At 73.6% G+C, this 15,210-nt stretch carries 15 protein-coding genes and 1 tRNA gene; 7 read left to right on the forward strand and 9 right to left on the reverse strand.

Features of this window, described 5'->3' with window-relative positions:
• The first annotated feature begins 34 nt into the window (after window positions 1-34).
• The 4 genes from H9623_RS00380 to H9623_RS00395 all read left to right on the forward strand — a co-directional run bounded on the left by H9623_RS00380 (window position 35) and on the right by H9623_RS00395 (window position 3,596).
• On the forward strand, window positions 35-1,051 hold the full coding sequence (locus H9623_RS00380) for a LysR family transcriptional regulator (protein ID WP_193718113.1): 1,017 nt from the start codon (window positions 35-37) through the stop codon (window positions 1,049-1,051).
• A gap of 55 nt (window positions 1,052-1,106) precedes the next feature.
• A complete protein-coding gene (locus tag H9623_RS00385; protein ID WP_193718114.1) occupies window positions 1,107-1,679 on the forward strand; it encodes a hypothetical protein in 573 nt (190 codons plus the stop codon).
• A 114-nt stretch (window positions 1,680-1,793) separates the two neighbouring features.
• Complete coding sequence (locus H9623_RS00390) at window positions 1,794-3,332, forward strand: alpha/beta hydrolase (RefSeq protein WP_193718115.1); 1,539 nt, start codon at window positions 1,794-1,796, stop codon at window positions 3,330-3,332.
• A gap of 191 nt (window positions 3,333-3,523) precedes the next feature.
• Window positions 3,524-3,596: transfer RNA gene (locus tag H9623_RS00395), tRNA-Thr, on the forward strand.
• 124 nt (window positions 3,597-3,720) lie between these two features.
• Here H9623_RS00395 and H9623_RS00400 read toward each other — a convergent pair.
• Window positions 3,721-4,488: a hypothetical protein gene (locus H9623_RS00400; protein ID WP_193718116.1), complete on the reverse strand. Its 768-nt coding sequence runs from the start codon at window positions 4,486-4,488 to the stop codon at window positions 3,721-3,723.
• Window positions 4,489-4,691: 203 nt separating this feature from the next.
• Between H9623_RS00400 and def the strand changes: the two genes are divergently transcribed.
• Window positions 4,692-5,375 (forward strand): peptide deformylase, encoded by a 684-nt coding sequence (def, locus tag H9623_RS00405; RefSeq protein WP_193718117.1) that lies wholly within the window; start codon window positions 4,692-4,694, stop codon window positions 5,373-5,375.
• A gap of 117 nt (window positions 5,376-5,492) precedes the next feature.
• Here def and H9623_RS00410 read toward each other — a convergent pair whose 3' ends face one another.
• From H9623_RS00410 to H9623_RS00440, 7 genes are all read right to left on the reverse strand, one after another.
• Complete coding sequence (locus H9623_RS00410) at window positions 5,493-6,305, reverse strand: hypothetical protein (protein ID WP_193718118.1); 813 nt, start codon at window positions 6,303-6,305, stop codon at window positions 5,493-5,495.
• Between the two features lie 218 nt (window positions 6,306-6,523).
• Window positions 6,524-7,099 (reverse strand): alpha/beta hydrolase family protein, encoded by a 576-nt coding sequence (locus H9623_RS00415; protein ID WP_193718119.1) that lies wholly within the window; start codon window positions 7,097-7,099, stop codon window positions 6,524-6,526.
• A gap of 110 nt (window positions 7,100-7,209) precedes the next feature.
• A complete protein-coding gene (locus tag H9623_RS00420; protein WP_193718120.1) occupies window positions 7,210-7,824 on the reverse strand; it encodes a DUF305 domain-containing protein in 615 nt (204 codons plus the stop codon).
• Window positions 7,825-7,907: 83 nt separating this feature from the next.
• Entirely contained in the window at window positions 7,908-8,306 is a 399-nt protein-coding gene (locus H9623_RS00425; protein WP_193718121.1) for a hypothetical protein, read from the reverse strand.
• A gap of 5 nt (window positions 8,307-8,311) precedes the next feature.
• Entirely contained in the window at window positions 8,312-10,606 is a 2,295-nt protein-coding gene (locus H9623_RS00430; protein ID WP_227747937.1) for a heavy metal translocating P-type ATPase, read from the reverse strand.
• Window positions 10,607-11,013: 407 nt separating this feature from the next.
• A complete protein-coding gene (locus H9623_RS00435; RefSeq protein ID WP_193718122.1) occupies window positions 11,014-11,346 on the reverse strand; it encodes a cupin domain-containing protein in 333 nt (110 codons plus the stop codon).
• Window positions 11,347-11,513: 167 nt separating this feature from the next.
• On the reverse strand, window positions 11,514-12,392 hold the full coding sequence (locus H9623_RS00440) for an SDR family oxidoreductase (protein ID WP_193718123.1): 879 nt from the start codon (window positions 12,390-12,392) through the stop codon (window positions 11,514-11,516).
• Between the two features lie 137 nt (window positions 12,393-12,529).
• On the opposite strand from H9623_RS00440, the gene H9623_RS00445 reads away from it, so the two are divergent.
• Window positions 12,530-12,766 carry a hypothetical protein gene (locus H9623_RS00445; RefSeq protein ID WP_193718124.1) on the forward strand — a complete coding sequence of 79 codons (237 nt, stop codon included), beginning with the start codon at window positions 12,530-12,532 and terminating at the stop codon, window positions 12,764-12,766.
• 88 nt (window positions 12,767-12,854) lie between these two features.
• Here H9623_RS00445 and H9623_RS00450 read toward each other — a convergent pair whose 3' ends face one another.
• Window positions 12,855-13,793: a GlxA family transcriptional regulator gene (locus H9623_RS00450; RefSeq protein ID WP_321575181.1), complete on the reverse strand. Its 939-nt coding sequence runs from the start codon at window positions 13,791-13,793 to the stop codon at window positions 12,855-12,857.
• 112 nt (window positions 13,794-13,905) lie between these two features.
• On the opposite strand from H9623_RS00450, the gene H9623_RS00455 reads away from it, so the two are divergent.
• Window positions 13,906-15,177 carry an MFS transporter gene (locus tag H9623_RS00455; RefSeq protein WP_193718126.1) on the forward strand — a complete coding sequence of 424 codons (1,272 nt, stop codon included), beginning with the start codon at window positions 13,906-13,908 and terminating at the stop codon, window positions 15,175-15,177.
• The last annotated feature ends 33 nt before the right edge of the window (window positions 15,178-15,210 follow it).

A 15,210-nucleotide genomic window follows, 5' to 3' on the forward strand; every position in this document is an offset into this window, starting at 1 on the left:
TGCATGGTGAGGTGCTGATGCATACGCTGTGGGCATGGATGCCGCCCTGGACGAGGAGACCCGTCGCCTGCTCCCGCTGCTGCCCGCGTTCGTCGCGGTCGCCGAGGTCGAGCAGGTGACCCTCGCCGCCGCGATGCTGCGGGCCCCGCAACCGACCGTGTCCCGGGCGGTCGCGCGCGTGGGCGAGGTGCTGGGCGTACCCGTCGTCGAGAAGCACGGGCGCGGCATCCGGCTCACCGCCGCGGGGCGCGCTCTCCTGCCGCACGCACGCCAGGCGCTCGCGGCGCTCGGCGCAGGCGTCGACGCCGTCCGCTCGAGCGAGGCGCTCGCGCGCGGCACCCTGTCGGTCGCGTTCCAGACCTCGCTCGGCGAGTCCGTCGTCCCGGGCCTCATCAAGGAGTTCCTCGCCGAACACCCCGCCGTCCGCTTCACCATGACGCAGGGCGCGCGCCGCTCGTGCCTGGCCGCGCTCGCCGCGGGCGAGGTGGACATCGCGCTCGTGTCGCGCCTCGTCCCGGCGCCCGCAGGCCTGCTGACGCTCACGCTCTTCCAGGAACCCGTCGTCCTCATGGTCCCCGCCGGGCACGAGCTCGCCGACCGCCCCAGCGCCACGCTGCGCGAGGCCGCCCGCTCGACCTTCATCACCCTCAAGCGGGGCTACGGCCTGCGTGGCACGGTCGACGCGTTGTGCGCCGCGGCCGGTGTGCGCCCCACCATCGGGTTCGAGGGCGAGGACCTGCACACCGTGCGCGGTCTGGTCGCCGCAGGGCTCGGCGTGAGCGTCCTGCCGCCCGCGCGCCACCCGGTGCACGACGGCGTCGAGCTCCGCCTGGACGAGCCCGTCACCACGCGTGACATCGGCGCGGCCTGGTCCCCCGACAACACCTCGCCCACTCTCGCGGCGTTCGTCGCGATGCTCCGCGCCGGGTTCGACGAAGGGTTCGACGCCGCCGCGCCGGCCGTGCGAGCCACGGACCCGACGGCGGAGCGTCACGCCGCGTCCACGACCGACGCGCGCCGCGCCGCAAGATTCCCGCACCCCACGACATGATGTGAGTGACGGGTGCGCCACCGCGGCGCCCGCACCGAAGCACGAAGGAGACCCCATGACTTCCCTGCGCCGCCTCGCCCCCGCCCTCTCGCTCGTCGCCGTCCTGGCGCTCGCCGCGTGCGGCACGGCCACCGACTCGGGTGGGGACTCGTCGGGCACGCCGGGCGCCGAGGAGAGCACCACGGACGAGACCACGCCCGCCGACGACTCGTCGGAGACCGCGCAGACGCCGATCGACGCGGCCGACCTCCCGATCGAGGCGGGCGCCAACGGCATCGAGCTCCCCGCCGGGATCGACGCGCCCACGAACGGCGGCACGGGCGCGGCCTGGACCGCGGAGGACGGCTACCTGTACGTCGTGACGTTCGGGTCGAGCACGTGCCCGCGCATCGCCGACGGGGAGGCGACCCTGGACGGGAGCGACGTCGTCGTGACCTTCGAGGAGCTCGACGCGAGCAAGCCCTGCACCATGGACCTGCGCGCCTGGACCACGGTCGTCCAGGCGCCGGAGGGCGTCGACGAGTCCGCCGACGTGACGGTCCGGCTCGGTGAGGACGGCACGGTCGTGCTGGCCCCGCGCAGCGCCGCAGGGCAGGTCGGCGAGGCCGCGTGGGTCACGCAGTCCTGACCGTCCGCCCGCTCGGCGACGCCGCGGATCGGCGCCCGTGAAGTTCGCGTGAAAGGGCTGGGCCGGGCGCCGCAAACGGCTCCCCGGCCCAGCCCGACCCGTTACCGTTGCCGGGTGAAGAAGCCCTCCCGCCGCACCACAGCGCTGTCCGCTGCGACGCTCGCCCTCGCCCTGCTGCTCGGGGCGTGCGCCCCCTCACCCAAGGTGCAGAGCCCGGCGGAGACCGGCTCCACGGGGCCCACGGGCACCGGCGAGGACGTGCCGGCCGAGCTCGCCGAGTTCTACGGGCAGAGCCTCGTGTGGGAGGACTGCGGGGGCGGCTTCGAGTGCACGACCGCGACCGCACCGCTGAGCTGGCAGGACCCGGCGCAGGGGAAGATCGAGCTGGCGCTCAAGCGCCTGCCCGCGTCGGGCGAGAAGATCGGGTCGCTGCTGACCAACCCCGGCGGTCCCGGCGGGTCCGGCATCGACTACGTCACGAGCGCGGCGGGCTCCATCGGCGCCCCGGTGCGCGAGGCGTACGACGTCATCGGGTTCGACCCGCGCGGCGTGGGGTCCTCGACCCCCGTCGTGTGCCTCGACGACGCGGCCAAGGACGTCTCGCTGTCCCGTGCGTACGACGACAGCGACGAGGGACGCGCCGAGATGGCCGCCGACCTCAAGGCCTGGGCCGACGCGTGCGCCCAGAACACGGGCGACCTCCTCGGCAACGTCGACACCCAGAGCGCCGCGCGCGACATGGACATGCTGCGTGCCGTCCTGGGGGACCCGCAGCTCAACTACCTGGGCTTCTCCTACGGCACCCAGCTCGGCGCCACCTACGCGGGGCTCTTCCCGGAGAAGGTCGGGCGCATGGTCCTCGACGGCGCGATCGACACCACGCTCACCTCCGACGAGATCTCGGCCCAGCAGGCCGTCGGGTTCGAGAACGCGCTGCGCGCCTACGTCGAGGACTGCCAGGGCGGCCAGGGGTGCCCGCTCACGGGGTCCGTCGACGACGGCATGGCGCAGGTCGAGGAGTTCCTCGACCAGGTCGCCGAGCGCCCCCTGAGGACGACGAGCGACCGGCGCCTGACCTCGACCCTCGCGTTCTACGGGATCGCGCTGCCGCTCTACAACAACGAGAGCTGGTCCGCCCTGACAGCGGGCCTCGACAGCGCGCTCAGCGACGGCGACGGCACCACGCTCCTCAGCTTCGCCGACCTGTACAACGGCCGGAACCCCGACGGGACCTTCAGCGACAACTCCGCCGAGGCCTTCCGCGCGATCAACTGCCTCGACGCTCGCGGCAACCCCGACCCCGAGGTCATGGCCGAGCAGGCCGCCCAGATCGAGGAGGCCGCCCCCACCATGGGGTCGTTCTTCACCTACGGCGGCATGTCCTGCGTCGACTGGGCCTACCCCGTGGTGGAGCAGGAGTTCGACCTGCACGCCGAGGGCGCGGCCCCCATCGTCGTGATCGGGACGACCAACGACCCCGCGACCCCGTACGTCTGGGCCGAGGGCCTCGCCAAGACCCTCGACTCGGCCTCGCTCCTCACCTGGGAGGGCGAGGGCCACACGGCCTACGGCCGTTCCAACGCGTGCGTGGGCGACGCCGTGGACGCGTACCTGGTCGCGGGCGAGGTTCCGCAGGACGGGAAGGTCTGCTGAGGCTCGTCCGGGAGACGCTCGGGCGGGCTCGGCCGGGCGCCCTGGCGGGCATGTCGGCGGGCGCCTCGCGGGGGCCGCGGGCAGGCGGCCCGACGGCGTCGCGGAGGCCGGTTTGTCGTGACGCCCTCGCGTTGGGTACAGTTGCGACGCTTGCTGAAACGGAGCGCCGCAAGGCGTGATGTCCGGTACGCGCCGCCTTAGCTCAGTCGGTAGAGCGTCTCACTCGTAATGAGAAGGTCATCAGTTCGATTCTGATAGGCGGCTCAGACATGAAGGCCCGGAACCTCGACGGTTTCGGGCCTTCTGCGCTCCGTCGCTCCGTCGCTCCCAGCGGTCAGGGGGCCAGATGGGGGCCGAACCCCGACCATGCGTTCCTGTCCCGGTAGGGCTACAGGCATCCGCCCGCGACCCAGTCGGAGTTCGCCGTCGCGAAGTCGGGGTCGGCGGCGGGGGACAGGACCCGCATGAGGATGACCTGCTCGGGTGTCCCTGCCGGCTGCTGTCCGTCCTCGTCGCCCTGGGTCTCGAACACGAGGTACCCGTCGGGGTCGGCGAGCCACCAGACGTTCGACAGCGGACCGGGCGTCCCGGGGACCAGGTCCGGGTACGTGGCCTGCAGCGTCGCGAGGTCGGTGCCGATGCCCACCCCTTCCGCCGTGCGAGGTCCGGCCTTGAGCACGTCGATCCAGGAGACTCCCGAGTCGTCGGTCGCGACGCCCAGGGGGTAGGTGCCGTCGATCAGGGGGTACGTCGTCACCCAGCGCCCGGGGTCGCCACCGCCCATGTCTGCGCACTCGTCGGGGGACCAGCGGATCATCGCGGCGCCGGGATTGGACTCGGGGGGCACGCCGATCGTGAGGGGGCCGAGGCCGGACGTGCTGATGACGAGGCTCTCGAAGGCGGGCGGTGCTGCGGCCTCCCCGGAGGGTTCGGCCGTGCCGGGCGGTTCCGCCGAGCGCGTCGTCTCGCCGGTGCCGGGAGCGTCGGAGGTCCCGGACGTCCCGTCGGTCGGGGAGGGCGTCGTCTCGCGCGGGGTGGACGTGCTCGCGGACGGGACGTTCGACGTCGGTCCGTCCGGGGAACCGGGGCTTGCGCACCCGGCGAGGACGAGCGTCACGAGCGACGCACTGACCAGGACACCACGACCGATTCTCATGTCGCACCACCTTCTGCGGGTCCAAGTCCAGGGTACGCGCGGGGCGGGTCAGGAGACCCGACCGATGCGGGATCGCAACGTCTGTCGGGTCGTCCGGGCGAAGAACGAGGCGGCTGGGCTGTGCTCTCTGCACTGCCGGACCGCCTCGCGTGACGAACGTAGCGCGGTCGGGCCGCGCGCACCCCACCAATTACGCTTGGCCCATGTTCACCATCGGCCGTCGTCGCCCTGTCACCTACGTCCTGGGCCAGCCGGTCAAGTCCTTCCCGGAGATCGCCCCCGAGGTCGAGCGCGGCACCATCCTGCGCATCACCGAGATCGGCGAGCCCGTCCTGCACACCCCGGCCCGCGAGGTGACGGCGTTCGGCACGCCCGAGCTCGCGCAGCTCGTCGACGACCTGTTCACGACGATGTTCGTCGCGGAGGGCGTGGGGCTCGCGGCGCCGCAGGTGGGCGTGGACCTGCGGGTCTTCGTGTACGACGTCGAGGACGAGGAGGAGGACCGCCACGTGGGGCACGTCGTCAACCCGGTGCTCGAGGTCTTCGACGGTCCCGAGGACGAGGTCGAGGTGAGCGACGAGGGCTGCCTCTCGATCCCCGGCGCCTACGCACCGCTCGCGCGCCCCGTGAAGGCGGTCGTGCGCGGGTTCGACCAGCACGGCAACCCCGTCGAGCTCGTCGGCGAGCACTTCCTGGGGCGGGCGCTCCAGCACGAGGCGCAGCACCTCGACGGGACGCTCTATTTCGACCACCTCACGCCCGAGGCGCAGGAGGCCGTGATCGCCGAGATGCACGAGGAGCGGGCCGGCGTCCTCGAGGAGCGTCGCGCGATGTCCGAGGCGCTGGGTGAGAAGCCTGTGGAGTACCCGGCGGAACCGCTGCGCTGATCCGTTCCGGCAGGGCTCCCACGAGACGGGTGGTCCGGTCCGAGACATGCGTCTGCGCCGCACGCGTACGGGCGCGTCTCGGACGGGACCACCCGTCTCGTCCTGGGGGAGCGGCGGTCAGGCTCTCCGGGCCCGGCGGCCGAGCAGCACGGCCCCGGTTCCCGCGGCAAGCAGCACCACGGCGCCGCCGCCGAGCAGCAGCGCGTTCGACCCGGTCGCCGCGAGGCCACCCTCTGGCGCCGAGGCAGCCGAGCCGTCCGCGGTGACGGGCGCCGCCTCGGTCGACGTGTCCACGAGCGTCTTCGCGACCGGTGTGGCGTCGGGGACCTCGACCGCGGTGGCCTCGGGCGCCGGACCCGTGGCCGCGAGCCCCTCGTCGTCGGGCGTCGTCACGGGAGTCGTCCCGGGGGTGGCCGGCGTCTCGGGCGAGGTGGGCGACGGCTCGGTGACGGGGGAGTCGACGGGGGCTCCGCCGTCGGGCACCGCGACGCCGGGCGACACGGGTGCGGGCCGCGGCACGGGGGCTGGGCGCGTCACCGGGGTGGCCGGGGCCGGCGTGCAGACGGGCTCCTGCCGGCCCTCCCCGAAGTGCTCGTCGAAGCCCGCGACCTGCACCCACGTCACGCAGTAGCCGGTGGGGAACGCGGCGGCCGCGTCGGCGAAGTCGAGCGAGCCGGCGCCGATGTGCGTGGCGGTCGACCGGCCGTTCCCCGACTCGAGGTGGAGGTTGAAGTCGCGTCCGCCCGTCCCGTCGAGCGCGGTGGCCCGGTAGTTGACGTGGTCGTGCTCGTGGAACACGCGGCCGGTCGGCAGGGTCACGCCGTCCGCGGTCACGGTGTAGGGGGTGGGGGAGTCGGACCCGGCGAACGCGATCGCGGGGGTGGCCGCGAGGATCGCTGTCGTGAGGAGGGCGACGGGCACTGCGCGCATCAAGGAGGACCTTTCGGGAGCGGCCCCGGGCTCGGATCGAGCGGGGCAGGCACCTCATGGCCGCGGACGTGTCGGACTCACGTCTCGTGTCGGGCACGTGGGCGCGCCCAAGGTACCGCTTCCCACGGCTCGGTGGAAGCGCTGCCAGATGGTTCGGGGTCCGTCCCTTTGCCCAGGTCAGGACGTCGCGCGTGGCTTCCCGGAGCGAGCCGCGCCGCTCAGAGCGTCGCGAGCCACCGCACGACGGCGTCGCTCACCGCCGCGTGGTCGTTCCGCACGTCGTGGGCCCCGGGCAGGCGCACCTGCGTGACCGGTCCAGGGATCGCCGCGACGTGCTCGTCGAACTCCTCGGGCGCACCGAACGGGTCGGTCGTGCCGGACACGAACAGCACCGGGACACCGAGCCGGGGGAAGTGGTCGACGCGCAGCTTCTCGGGCTTGCCCGGCGGGTGCAGGGGGTAGCTCAGCAGCACGAGCCCGGCCGCGGGCAGACCCTCGGCCACGGCGATCGAGCACATGCGTCCGCCGTACGACCGGCCGCCGAGCACGAGCCGGTCGGGCGCGAACCCCGCCTCGGTCGCGAAGCGCCCGGCCTCCTCGACCAGGTGCGCGACCGCGACCGGCGCCCGGTCCGGCATGCGTCTGCCGGCGATCCGGTACGGGAAGTCGACCCGGCGCACGGGCAGCGGCGCGACGGCGTCGGCGACCGCGACGAGCGTCGGGTGGTCGCGGCCGGCGCCGGCCCCCGGGGTGAGGAGGAGGCCGCCGACCGCCGGAGCTGGTGATCCCGTCATGGCTCCAGTCTCGCAGCGACCAGGGACTTGCCAGCGGTCGACCACGAGGTTGAGGTCGTCAGTCGGCTCAGAACGACCTCAACCCCGTGGTCGGCACCTGGCTGGAGCTGCTACAGGGCCGCGAGGAGCTCCTGCATCTCCGCGATCTCGGCCTCCTGGGCGTCGACGATCTCCTGCGCCAGCGCCAGGGCCTGCGGGTTCTCACCGTCCGCGAGCTCGGCCTCGGCCATGTCCACGGCGCCCTCGTGGTGCGCGATCATGCCCTCGAGGAACAGCCGCGAGAGCGTCGCGGCGTCCGCGTCCTCGAGCGCCCGGATCTCCTCGTCGCTCAGCATGCCGTCCATCTCGTGGCCCGAGTGGTCGCCCATGGGCTCGGCGCCCCACTCGTCGAGGAAGCCCTCCATGGTCGTGATCTCGGGCTCCTGCGCGCCCTCGATCCGGGTCGCGAGATCCACGACGGCCGGGTCCACGCCCTCCGTGTCCAGCACGATCCGCGACATCACGAGCGCCTGCTCGTGGTGCGGGATCATCATCTGCGCGAACATGACGTCCGCGTCGTTGGCCTCCGCGGCGGGGTCGGCGCCCGCGTCGGGCATGGTCTCGGCGCCGCCGCCCATGTCGTGGCCCTCCATGCCGTCGTCGCCGGTGTCGGAGCAGCCCGCGAGGACCAGCGTGGAGCCGAGCGTCAGGCCGATCGCGGCCCGGGTCAGGGTGTTCTTGTTCATGAGTCGTCCCTCGGATGAGTCGGTGGGCCGCGAGAGTCCTCGCGGCCGTGATGGTGTGCTGCGGCCCCGGCAGGGCCGAGCGCCTATCTCCGACTGATCCCGAGCGCGACGAGCGACGGCGGGCGCAGCGCCCACCCGAGCCGCCACCAGGGCGCGACGACGCGCGCACGGTGCGTGACGCCGTCGGGCAGGCGGCGCCACAGCGCCGGGCCACCGAGCGAGACCATCGCGACGAGCACCATGAGGCACATCGCCTCGAGCTCGCCGTGCCCCGTGCCCGACGGCGCCTCCCCCTCCCCGCCCATGTCGCCCACGGCGGCGGTCGCCGGGTCCGTGACCGAGTGCGCGGAGCCGTGGGCCACGGGGCTCCCCGACATCTGGTGCATCCCGACGAACCCGCCGAGCAGCAGCGCCGTCCCGAGCAGCACCGCGAACCGCCGGGCGGGGCCGGAGGTTCGCGAGAGCCGCAGGAGGGTGCGCACGGGGATCAGGACGCTGCCACGCGAGCCGGGTCGAGGTCCAGGCGGCGCAGGAGCTGCGCGTTGAGGGCCACGATCACGGTCGACAGAGACATGAGCAGGGCACCCACGGCCATGGGCATGACGAACCCGACCGGGGCCAGGACGCCCGCCGCGAGAGGCACCGACACCAGGTTGTACCCGGCCGCCCACCACAGGTTCTGCTTCATCTTGCGGTAGCTCGCCCGGGACAGCTCGATCACGGACAGGACCGAGCGCGGGTCGTCGCTCGCGAGGATGACCCCGGCCGACGCGATGGCCACGTCGGTGCCCGCGCCGATCGCGATGCCCACGTCCGCCTGCGCGAGCGCGGGGGCGTCGTTGACGCCGTCGCCGACCATCGCGACCTTGTGGCCGCGTGCCTGGAGCTCGGAGACCTTGGCCCCCTTGTCGCCCGGGCGGACCCCGGCGAAGACCTCGTCGATACCGAGCTCGTCGGCCACCGACTGCGCCACGGCCTGCGCGTCACCCGTGATCATGACGACCCGGATGCCCCGACGGTGCAGCGCGTCGATCGCCTCGCGGGACTCGGCCCGGATCTCGTCGGCCAGGGCGAAGGCGCCGAGCACCCGGGGTGCTCCGTCGCCCAGCCCGAGCGCGTGCAGGACCGTCGCGCCCTCGCCCTCCCACGTGGCGGCGTCGGGCAGGGGGGACAGGCCGTGCTCCCGCAGGAGCGACGGGCCGCCCACCGCGATCCGGCGACCGTCCACGAGACCCGAGACGCCCACGGCCGTCGAGGACCGGAAGTCCTCGGCGCGCGGGACGCGCACGTCCCTGTCCGCGGCGGCGTTCACGATCGCGCGGGCCAGCGGGTGCTGCGAGTCGGCCTCGACGGCCGCGGCCAGCGCGAGCAGGTCGTCCTCGCTGCCCGACGCAGCGACGAGGTGCGTCACGACGGGCTCGCCCTTGGTCAGCGTGCCGGTCTTGTCGAACAGGACGGCGTCGACCGTGCGCATCTGCTCGAGCGCCATGCGGTCCTTGACGAGCACGCCCGCCTTGGCCGCGCGCTCGGTCGAGATGGACACCACGAGCGGGATCGCGAGGCCCAGCGCGTGGGGGCACGCGATGACCAGGACCGTGATGGTCCGGATGAGGGCGTTCTCCGGGGTGCCCCAGACGCTCCACGCAACCAGGGTCAGCACCGCGGCGCCGAGCGCGAACCAGAAGAGCCAGCCCGCGGCGCGGTCGGCGAGGCGCTGGGCGTGCGAGGACGAGGCCTGCGCCTGCGCCACGAGGCGCTGGATGCCTGCGAGGGCCGTGTCGTCGCCGACCGCGTCGACCGTGACGCGCAGCGCCTGGTCGGTCGCGACCGTCCCGGCCACGACGTGGTCGCCGACCGTCCGGCGCACCGGGCGCGACTCGCCCGTGATCATGGACTCGTCGACGTCCGCGGTGCCCTCGGAGACCACGCCGTCGGCGGGCACGCGCCCGCCCGGACGCACGACGACGACGTCACCCACCACGAGGTCCGTCGGGGACACCGTGGTCACCTGGCCGTCGCCGCCCAAGCGCTCGGCCTCGTCGGGCAGCAGGGCAGCGAGCGACTCGAGGGCCGACGACGACTGCGCGAGCGAGCGCATCTCGATCCAGTGGCCCAGCAGCATGATGACGACCAGCAGCGCGAGCTCCCACCAGAAGTCGAGCTCGTGCGACAGGATCCCCAGGCTCGCGCCCCACGACGAGACGAACGCGACCGTGATCGCGAGCGCGATGAGCAGCATCATCCCGGGCTTGCGGGCCTTGAGCTCGTCGACCGCGCCCGTGAGGAACGGCCGGCCGCCCCAGACGAACATGATCGTGCCGAGGACCGGCGAGACCCAGGCGATACCCGGGACGTCGGGCAGCGAGTAGCCGATGATCGACGCGAACATCTCGCTCGCGAGGACCGTCGGGACCGCGAGGGCGAGCATGATCCAGAACAGGCGGCGGAACATCGCGACGTGGCCCGAGTGGCCGCTGTGGCCCGAGTGGTCGCCGTGGCCCGCGTGGCCCGAGTGGTCCGTGCCGGGCATCGAGGCCATGTCGTGGCCGCTGTGGCCGTCATGGCCGTCATGGCCGGCGTGGCCCGTGTGGTCGGAGTGGTTGCTGTGGCCCGCGTGCGCCATGTCGTGATCCGCGTGCGCGTCGTGGTGCTCGTGCCCCGGCGCCGCGACCGCCGCGGTGTGCTCGGTGCGGCCGACCGGCGTGGCACGGTCCGGTCGGCCGTCTCCTGGCTGGTCGTTGCCGGAGTGGCCACCGTGCTCGTCGTGGTCCATGGGATTCATCGTCCCGTCCTTCCTCGTATCGCGCCGGGCGGTCGGTCGCGCCGGGCGGTCGGTCGCGCCGGGCGAGCCTTCGCTCGGCGATACCCCCCTGGGGTATCGACAACTCACGATCCTGCCGCAGCATTCCCGGTCCGTCAAGGGGAGTGGAGGGCGCCTCGGGTGCCGAGCACGAGGTTGAGGTCGTCATGAGCCCGGGAACGACCGCAACCCCGTGCTTGGCATCGGACCCGCCGTCGGACTTGCCGCCGGACTCGCCGCCCCGATTCATAGCCTCCCCGCAGACTCGGGCGGCTCGCAGCAGCCAAGGCAGCCGCCGGGCGGCGGCACGGGCGGCCCGCCGGCCGGGGCTAGCCGGCGCTCGTCACCGCGCCGCAGGCACGGTTGTCACTGCGCCGCAGGCACGGTTGTCACTGTGCCGCGGGCACGCTCGTCACCGTCGTCAGGAGGAAGGCTGAGTCCTCCAGTGCGGTGACGGCGTGTCGCTCGTGCGTGAGGACGCGCAGCTCGCCGGGCCCGACCTCCTCGTCGCCCTCGAGCGCCGTGACCCGCACGCGACCGCGCAGGACCTGGATGCTCGCGGCCGGGGGCGAGTTGTGCTCGCCCAGCTCGACGCCGGCGAGGATCGCGATGATCGTCTGGCGCAGGACGCCGTCGTGCAGCACGACCTCCGCGCTGCGGCCGTTGTCGCCGTCGCGGGCGCGGGTCAGGTGGGCGTCGGTGAGCAGGTCGAGGTTCGTCATGGGGGCGTCCGTTCGGGTGGTGGCGGGGCTTCCATCATGGCCGCAGGGCGTCCGGTTCGCCCGGTGTGCACGTCTGCCCGACGCCGTCGCGCACCGCGGGCGGTCGGCGCGCCCTGGTGGTGCGCGGGCCGCCCGCGGCGTGGCGCGAGGGTCGCGTCCGGCGCGGCCTACTGGAGCCCGAACCCGCCGTCGGTCGTGAGGACCTGGCCCACGACCCATGACCCTGCCGGGCCGGCGAGCCACGCGATGAGCCGGGCAGGGTCGGTCGGTTCGCCCCAGCGCCCGAACGGGGTCGCGTCGCGCAGCGCGTCGAGCTCGGCGAGGGGGCGGTCGGTCGACCCGGGGTCCAGGTACCCGGTGTTGACCGGGCCGGGGTTGATCGTGTTGAGCACGATCCCCCGGTCGAGCAGCTCGGCCGCGACCGTCGCGGTGACGCCGGCGAGCGCGGCCTTCGAGGTGGCGTAGGCGACCTCGCCGCGCATCGGGCCGTCCTGCTGGCCCGACGTCATCCAGAAGACCTTGGGCGCCGTCGCCGGGTCGGCGGGCCCCTGGCGGCTCGCGCGTTCGCCCGGCCGGGCCGAGGGGCCGCCGGGGGTCGTGGTGCGCTGGAGCGCGAACCGCCGCGTCAGCAGGAGGGTCGACCGGGTGTTCGCCTCCCAGAACGCGTCGAGCGTCTCGGCGCTCATGTCGAGGATCGAGCCGTCGCCCCCGCTGCGGGCGTGGTTGCACACGAGCACGTCGACCGAGCCCGTGAGCGTGCGGGCGGCGTCGAACAGCCCGTCGACCTGGGCGGGGTCGCGCAGGTCGGCGTGGGCCGAGCCCGACACGGCGTCGCCGCGCAGCGCCGCCCGGACGCCGTCGGCGACCGCGCCGAGGTCGTCGCCGCCCCAGGGCAGGTCGGCGTCGTGCGGTGCGAAGTGGTGGGTGAAGACGCTGGCGCCCTGGAGCGCGAGCTCCCGGGCGACGGCGTACCCGATGCCCTTGCGCCGGGAGACCCCGGTCACGAGGGCCGTGCGGCCGGCGAGGGGGAGGTGAGGGGTCGTCATGCGGCGACCGTAACGACTCCGGCGAGCGGCCTCCAGGTCATTTCGCACGGTCCGCCGATCCTGGGAGATCGTGTGAAGGGCGTCACGCGTCGGCCTGTCGACGCGCGCTCCACAGGTCCGTGACAGAGCATGGGGTGATGCAAGCGCCCACCTTCGTCGACGTCTGGCAGCTCCTCTCCGACGCCGACCGCGAACGCCTCGCCGAGATCGACGAGACCGAGACCGAGATCCTGGACTTCCTCCGGACCCAGCCCGTCGAGGACGTCGACGCGCCCCTGTTCTCCGACCTGCAGGTCGAACGCCTGCGGGTCTACCGGGCCGCGCTCGAACGCTCCACGCCCGGCAGGCGCCGGGCCGACGGCGAGACGGCGTAGCCGCCCGGAGCCCGAAGCCTCGGCGTCCGTACCTCGTCCCGGAAGAACGGACGCCCCGCACCGGTGGCCCGGCAGGGCCGACCCGACCTCAGGCCGGGGTCTCCGACCGCTCGGTGAACGCCACGCGGTAGCGCTGCGGCGAGAGGCTGGTCGCCCTCTTGAAGTGGGTGCGAAAGTTCGCGGGGCTGCCCAGACCGCTGCGCTCGGCGATCTCGTCGATGCTCAGGTCGCTCGTCTCCAACATCTCGCGCGCGAGCTCGATGCGCTGCGCGTGCAGCCACCGCAACGGCGTCTGGCCTGTCTGGCTGGCGAAGTTGCGCGAGAAGCTGCGCACCGAGGTGCGGGCCGTCGCCGCCATGGCTGACACCGTGAGGGGCTCGGCGAGCGAGCTCAGCATCCATTCCCGCGTGCGTGCCAGGGGGTCGGTGCCGGCGGGCGCCGTCGGGCGCTCGATGAACTGCGCCTGTCCGCCTTCCCGGCGCGGAGCGGCGACGAGGCTTCGTGCCACCCGGTTGGCCACGCTCGCACCCAGGTCGCGGCGCACGATGTGCAGGCACAGGTCGATTCCGGCGGCGACGCCCGCCGAGGTGAGCACGCTGCCTTCGTCGACGTAGAGCACGTCCGGGTCGACGTCGACCGACGGATGCTGTGCCGCGAGCTGCGCACAGCTCTGCCAGTGCGTCGTCGCCCTGCGCCCGTCGAGCACGCCCGCTTGCGCCAGAGCGAAGGCGCCCGAGCAGATCGACACCATGCGCGCCCCGCGCGCGTGCGCCGAGCGCAGCGCCCCGAGCACTTCTGCAGCCAGCGGGCTGTCGGCGTGAGCGGAGCCGGGCACGATCACCGTGTCGGCACCCTCCAGCGCTTCGAGGCCGGCGCTGGGTGTCACGCTCGTGCCGCCCAGCATGACCACCGGGTGCCCGCCGAGCGACGCCGTGCGCACCGAGTAGTGCGGCAGCTCCTCGCGCCCGAACACCTGCAGGGGGATGCCCAGGTCGAGCGGCAGCACCTCGTCGAGCAGCAGGACCACGACCCGGTGGGGACTCATGGCCAGATCCTATCGAAAGGTGGCATTTCAGCCACTGGCCTCGGCGGATGCCGCACACGAGAGTGAGAACCACCCGCTCACCACAAGGAGAACCGTGTCCGCAACCCCGCTCGCCACCCCCACCGAGAACCGCTCGACAGAGCGGCACCACCGGGCCGACATCGCCCGGCTCGTGAGCATGCAAGCCCTCTTCTACGGCGTGCTCAGCGTGGATCTCACCCTCACCGCACTGGCCGGGCTCGCCCTGGCGCCGTCCCCGCTGCTCGCGACCCTCCCGCTCACCCTCATGGTCGCGGCCGGGCTCCTCGCGGCCGTCCTCACCGGGCTGCTCGTGGCCCGCTGGGGCTACCGCCGGGTCATGGCGGCCGGGGCCGGGCTCGCTGTGGTCGGCGGGTTGCTCTCGGCGCTGGCCGTCCTGCAGGACTCGTTCCTGCTGCTGTGCGTGGGAACCGCACTCGTCGGCGCGTACACGGCGACCGGCGGGTACGTGCGCTTCCTCGCCGCCGACCTGTCTCCGGACGGCAAGCAGGAACGCGCCCTCTCGACCGTGATGTACGGCGGGCTCGTCGCCGCCTTCGCCGGGCCGTTCACGGCCCTCGCGGCGTCGCACGCCTTCGAGACCCAGTTCGTGGGTTCGTACCTCCTGGTCGCGACCATCGGTGCCACCGCGATCCCCCTGGCGCTCAGCATCTCGCGCGAGCCCACGGCGGCCGCGGCTGCGGCCTCCGACGGCCGGCCTGCCGCCTCGCCCGTGCGCCCCCTCAGCATCGCGACCGCCCTGAAGAACCCGGACTTCGTGGCGGCGCTCGTCATCCTGCCCGTCGCGGCCGCGCTGATGACGCTCGTGATGGCGATCGGCCCGCTGGCGAGCACCCATGCCGGGCACTCCGAGACGACGTCGACCGCGATGATCCAGTGGCACCTCGTGGGGATGTTCGCGCCGGCCGTCTTCAGCGGTGAGCTCCTGCGCCGCTGGGGGCCGTCGACCGCCACCATGGTCGGCGCGACCGTGATGCTCGCCGGCGCCGTCCTCGGCGCGACCAGCGACGGCGCGCTGCCGATGATCCTCACGCTCACGCTCGTGGGAATCGGCTGGAACCTGCTCTTTCTCGCGGGCTCCGCGTTCCTGCTGCGCTGCTACGAGCGCGGTGCCGGGAGCAGGCTGCAGGCTCTCGCCGAAGGAGTCACCGGCTCGGCCTCCGTCCTCGCGTCGCTCGGCGCGGCCGTCGTCTTCCAGACTCTTGGCTGGCAGGCTTCCAACCTGCCCGGGATCGTGCTGAGCGCTGCGCTGCTCGTCTGGGCCGCGCTGCGTGCGGCAGCAGCGGGCGGGCGCCACGGCGCCTCGACGAGCTCGCTCACGGCCTGACCGCTGCCCGCGCGGTCCACGACGACAGTTCCT

It is taken from the genome of Oerskovia douganii, assembly GCF_015142735.1.
GTDB lineage: Bacteria > Actinomycetota > Actinomycetes > Actinomycetales > Cellulomonadaceae > Oerskovia > Oerskovia douganii.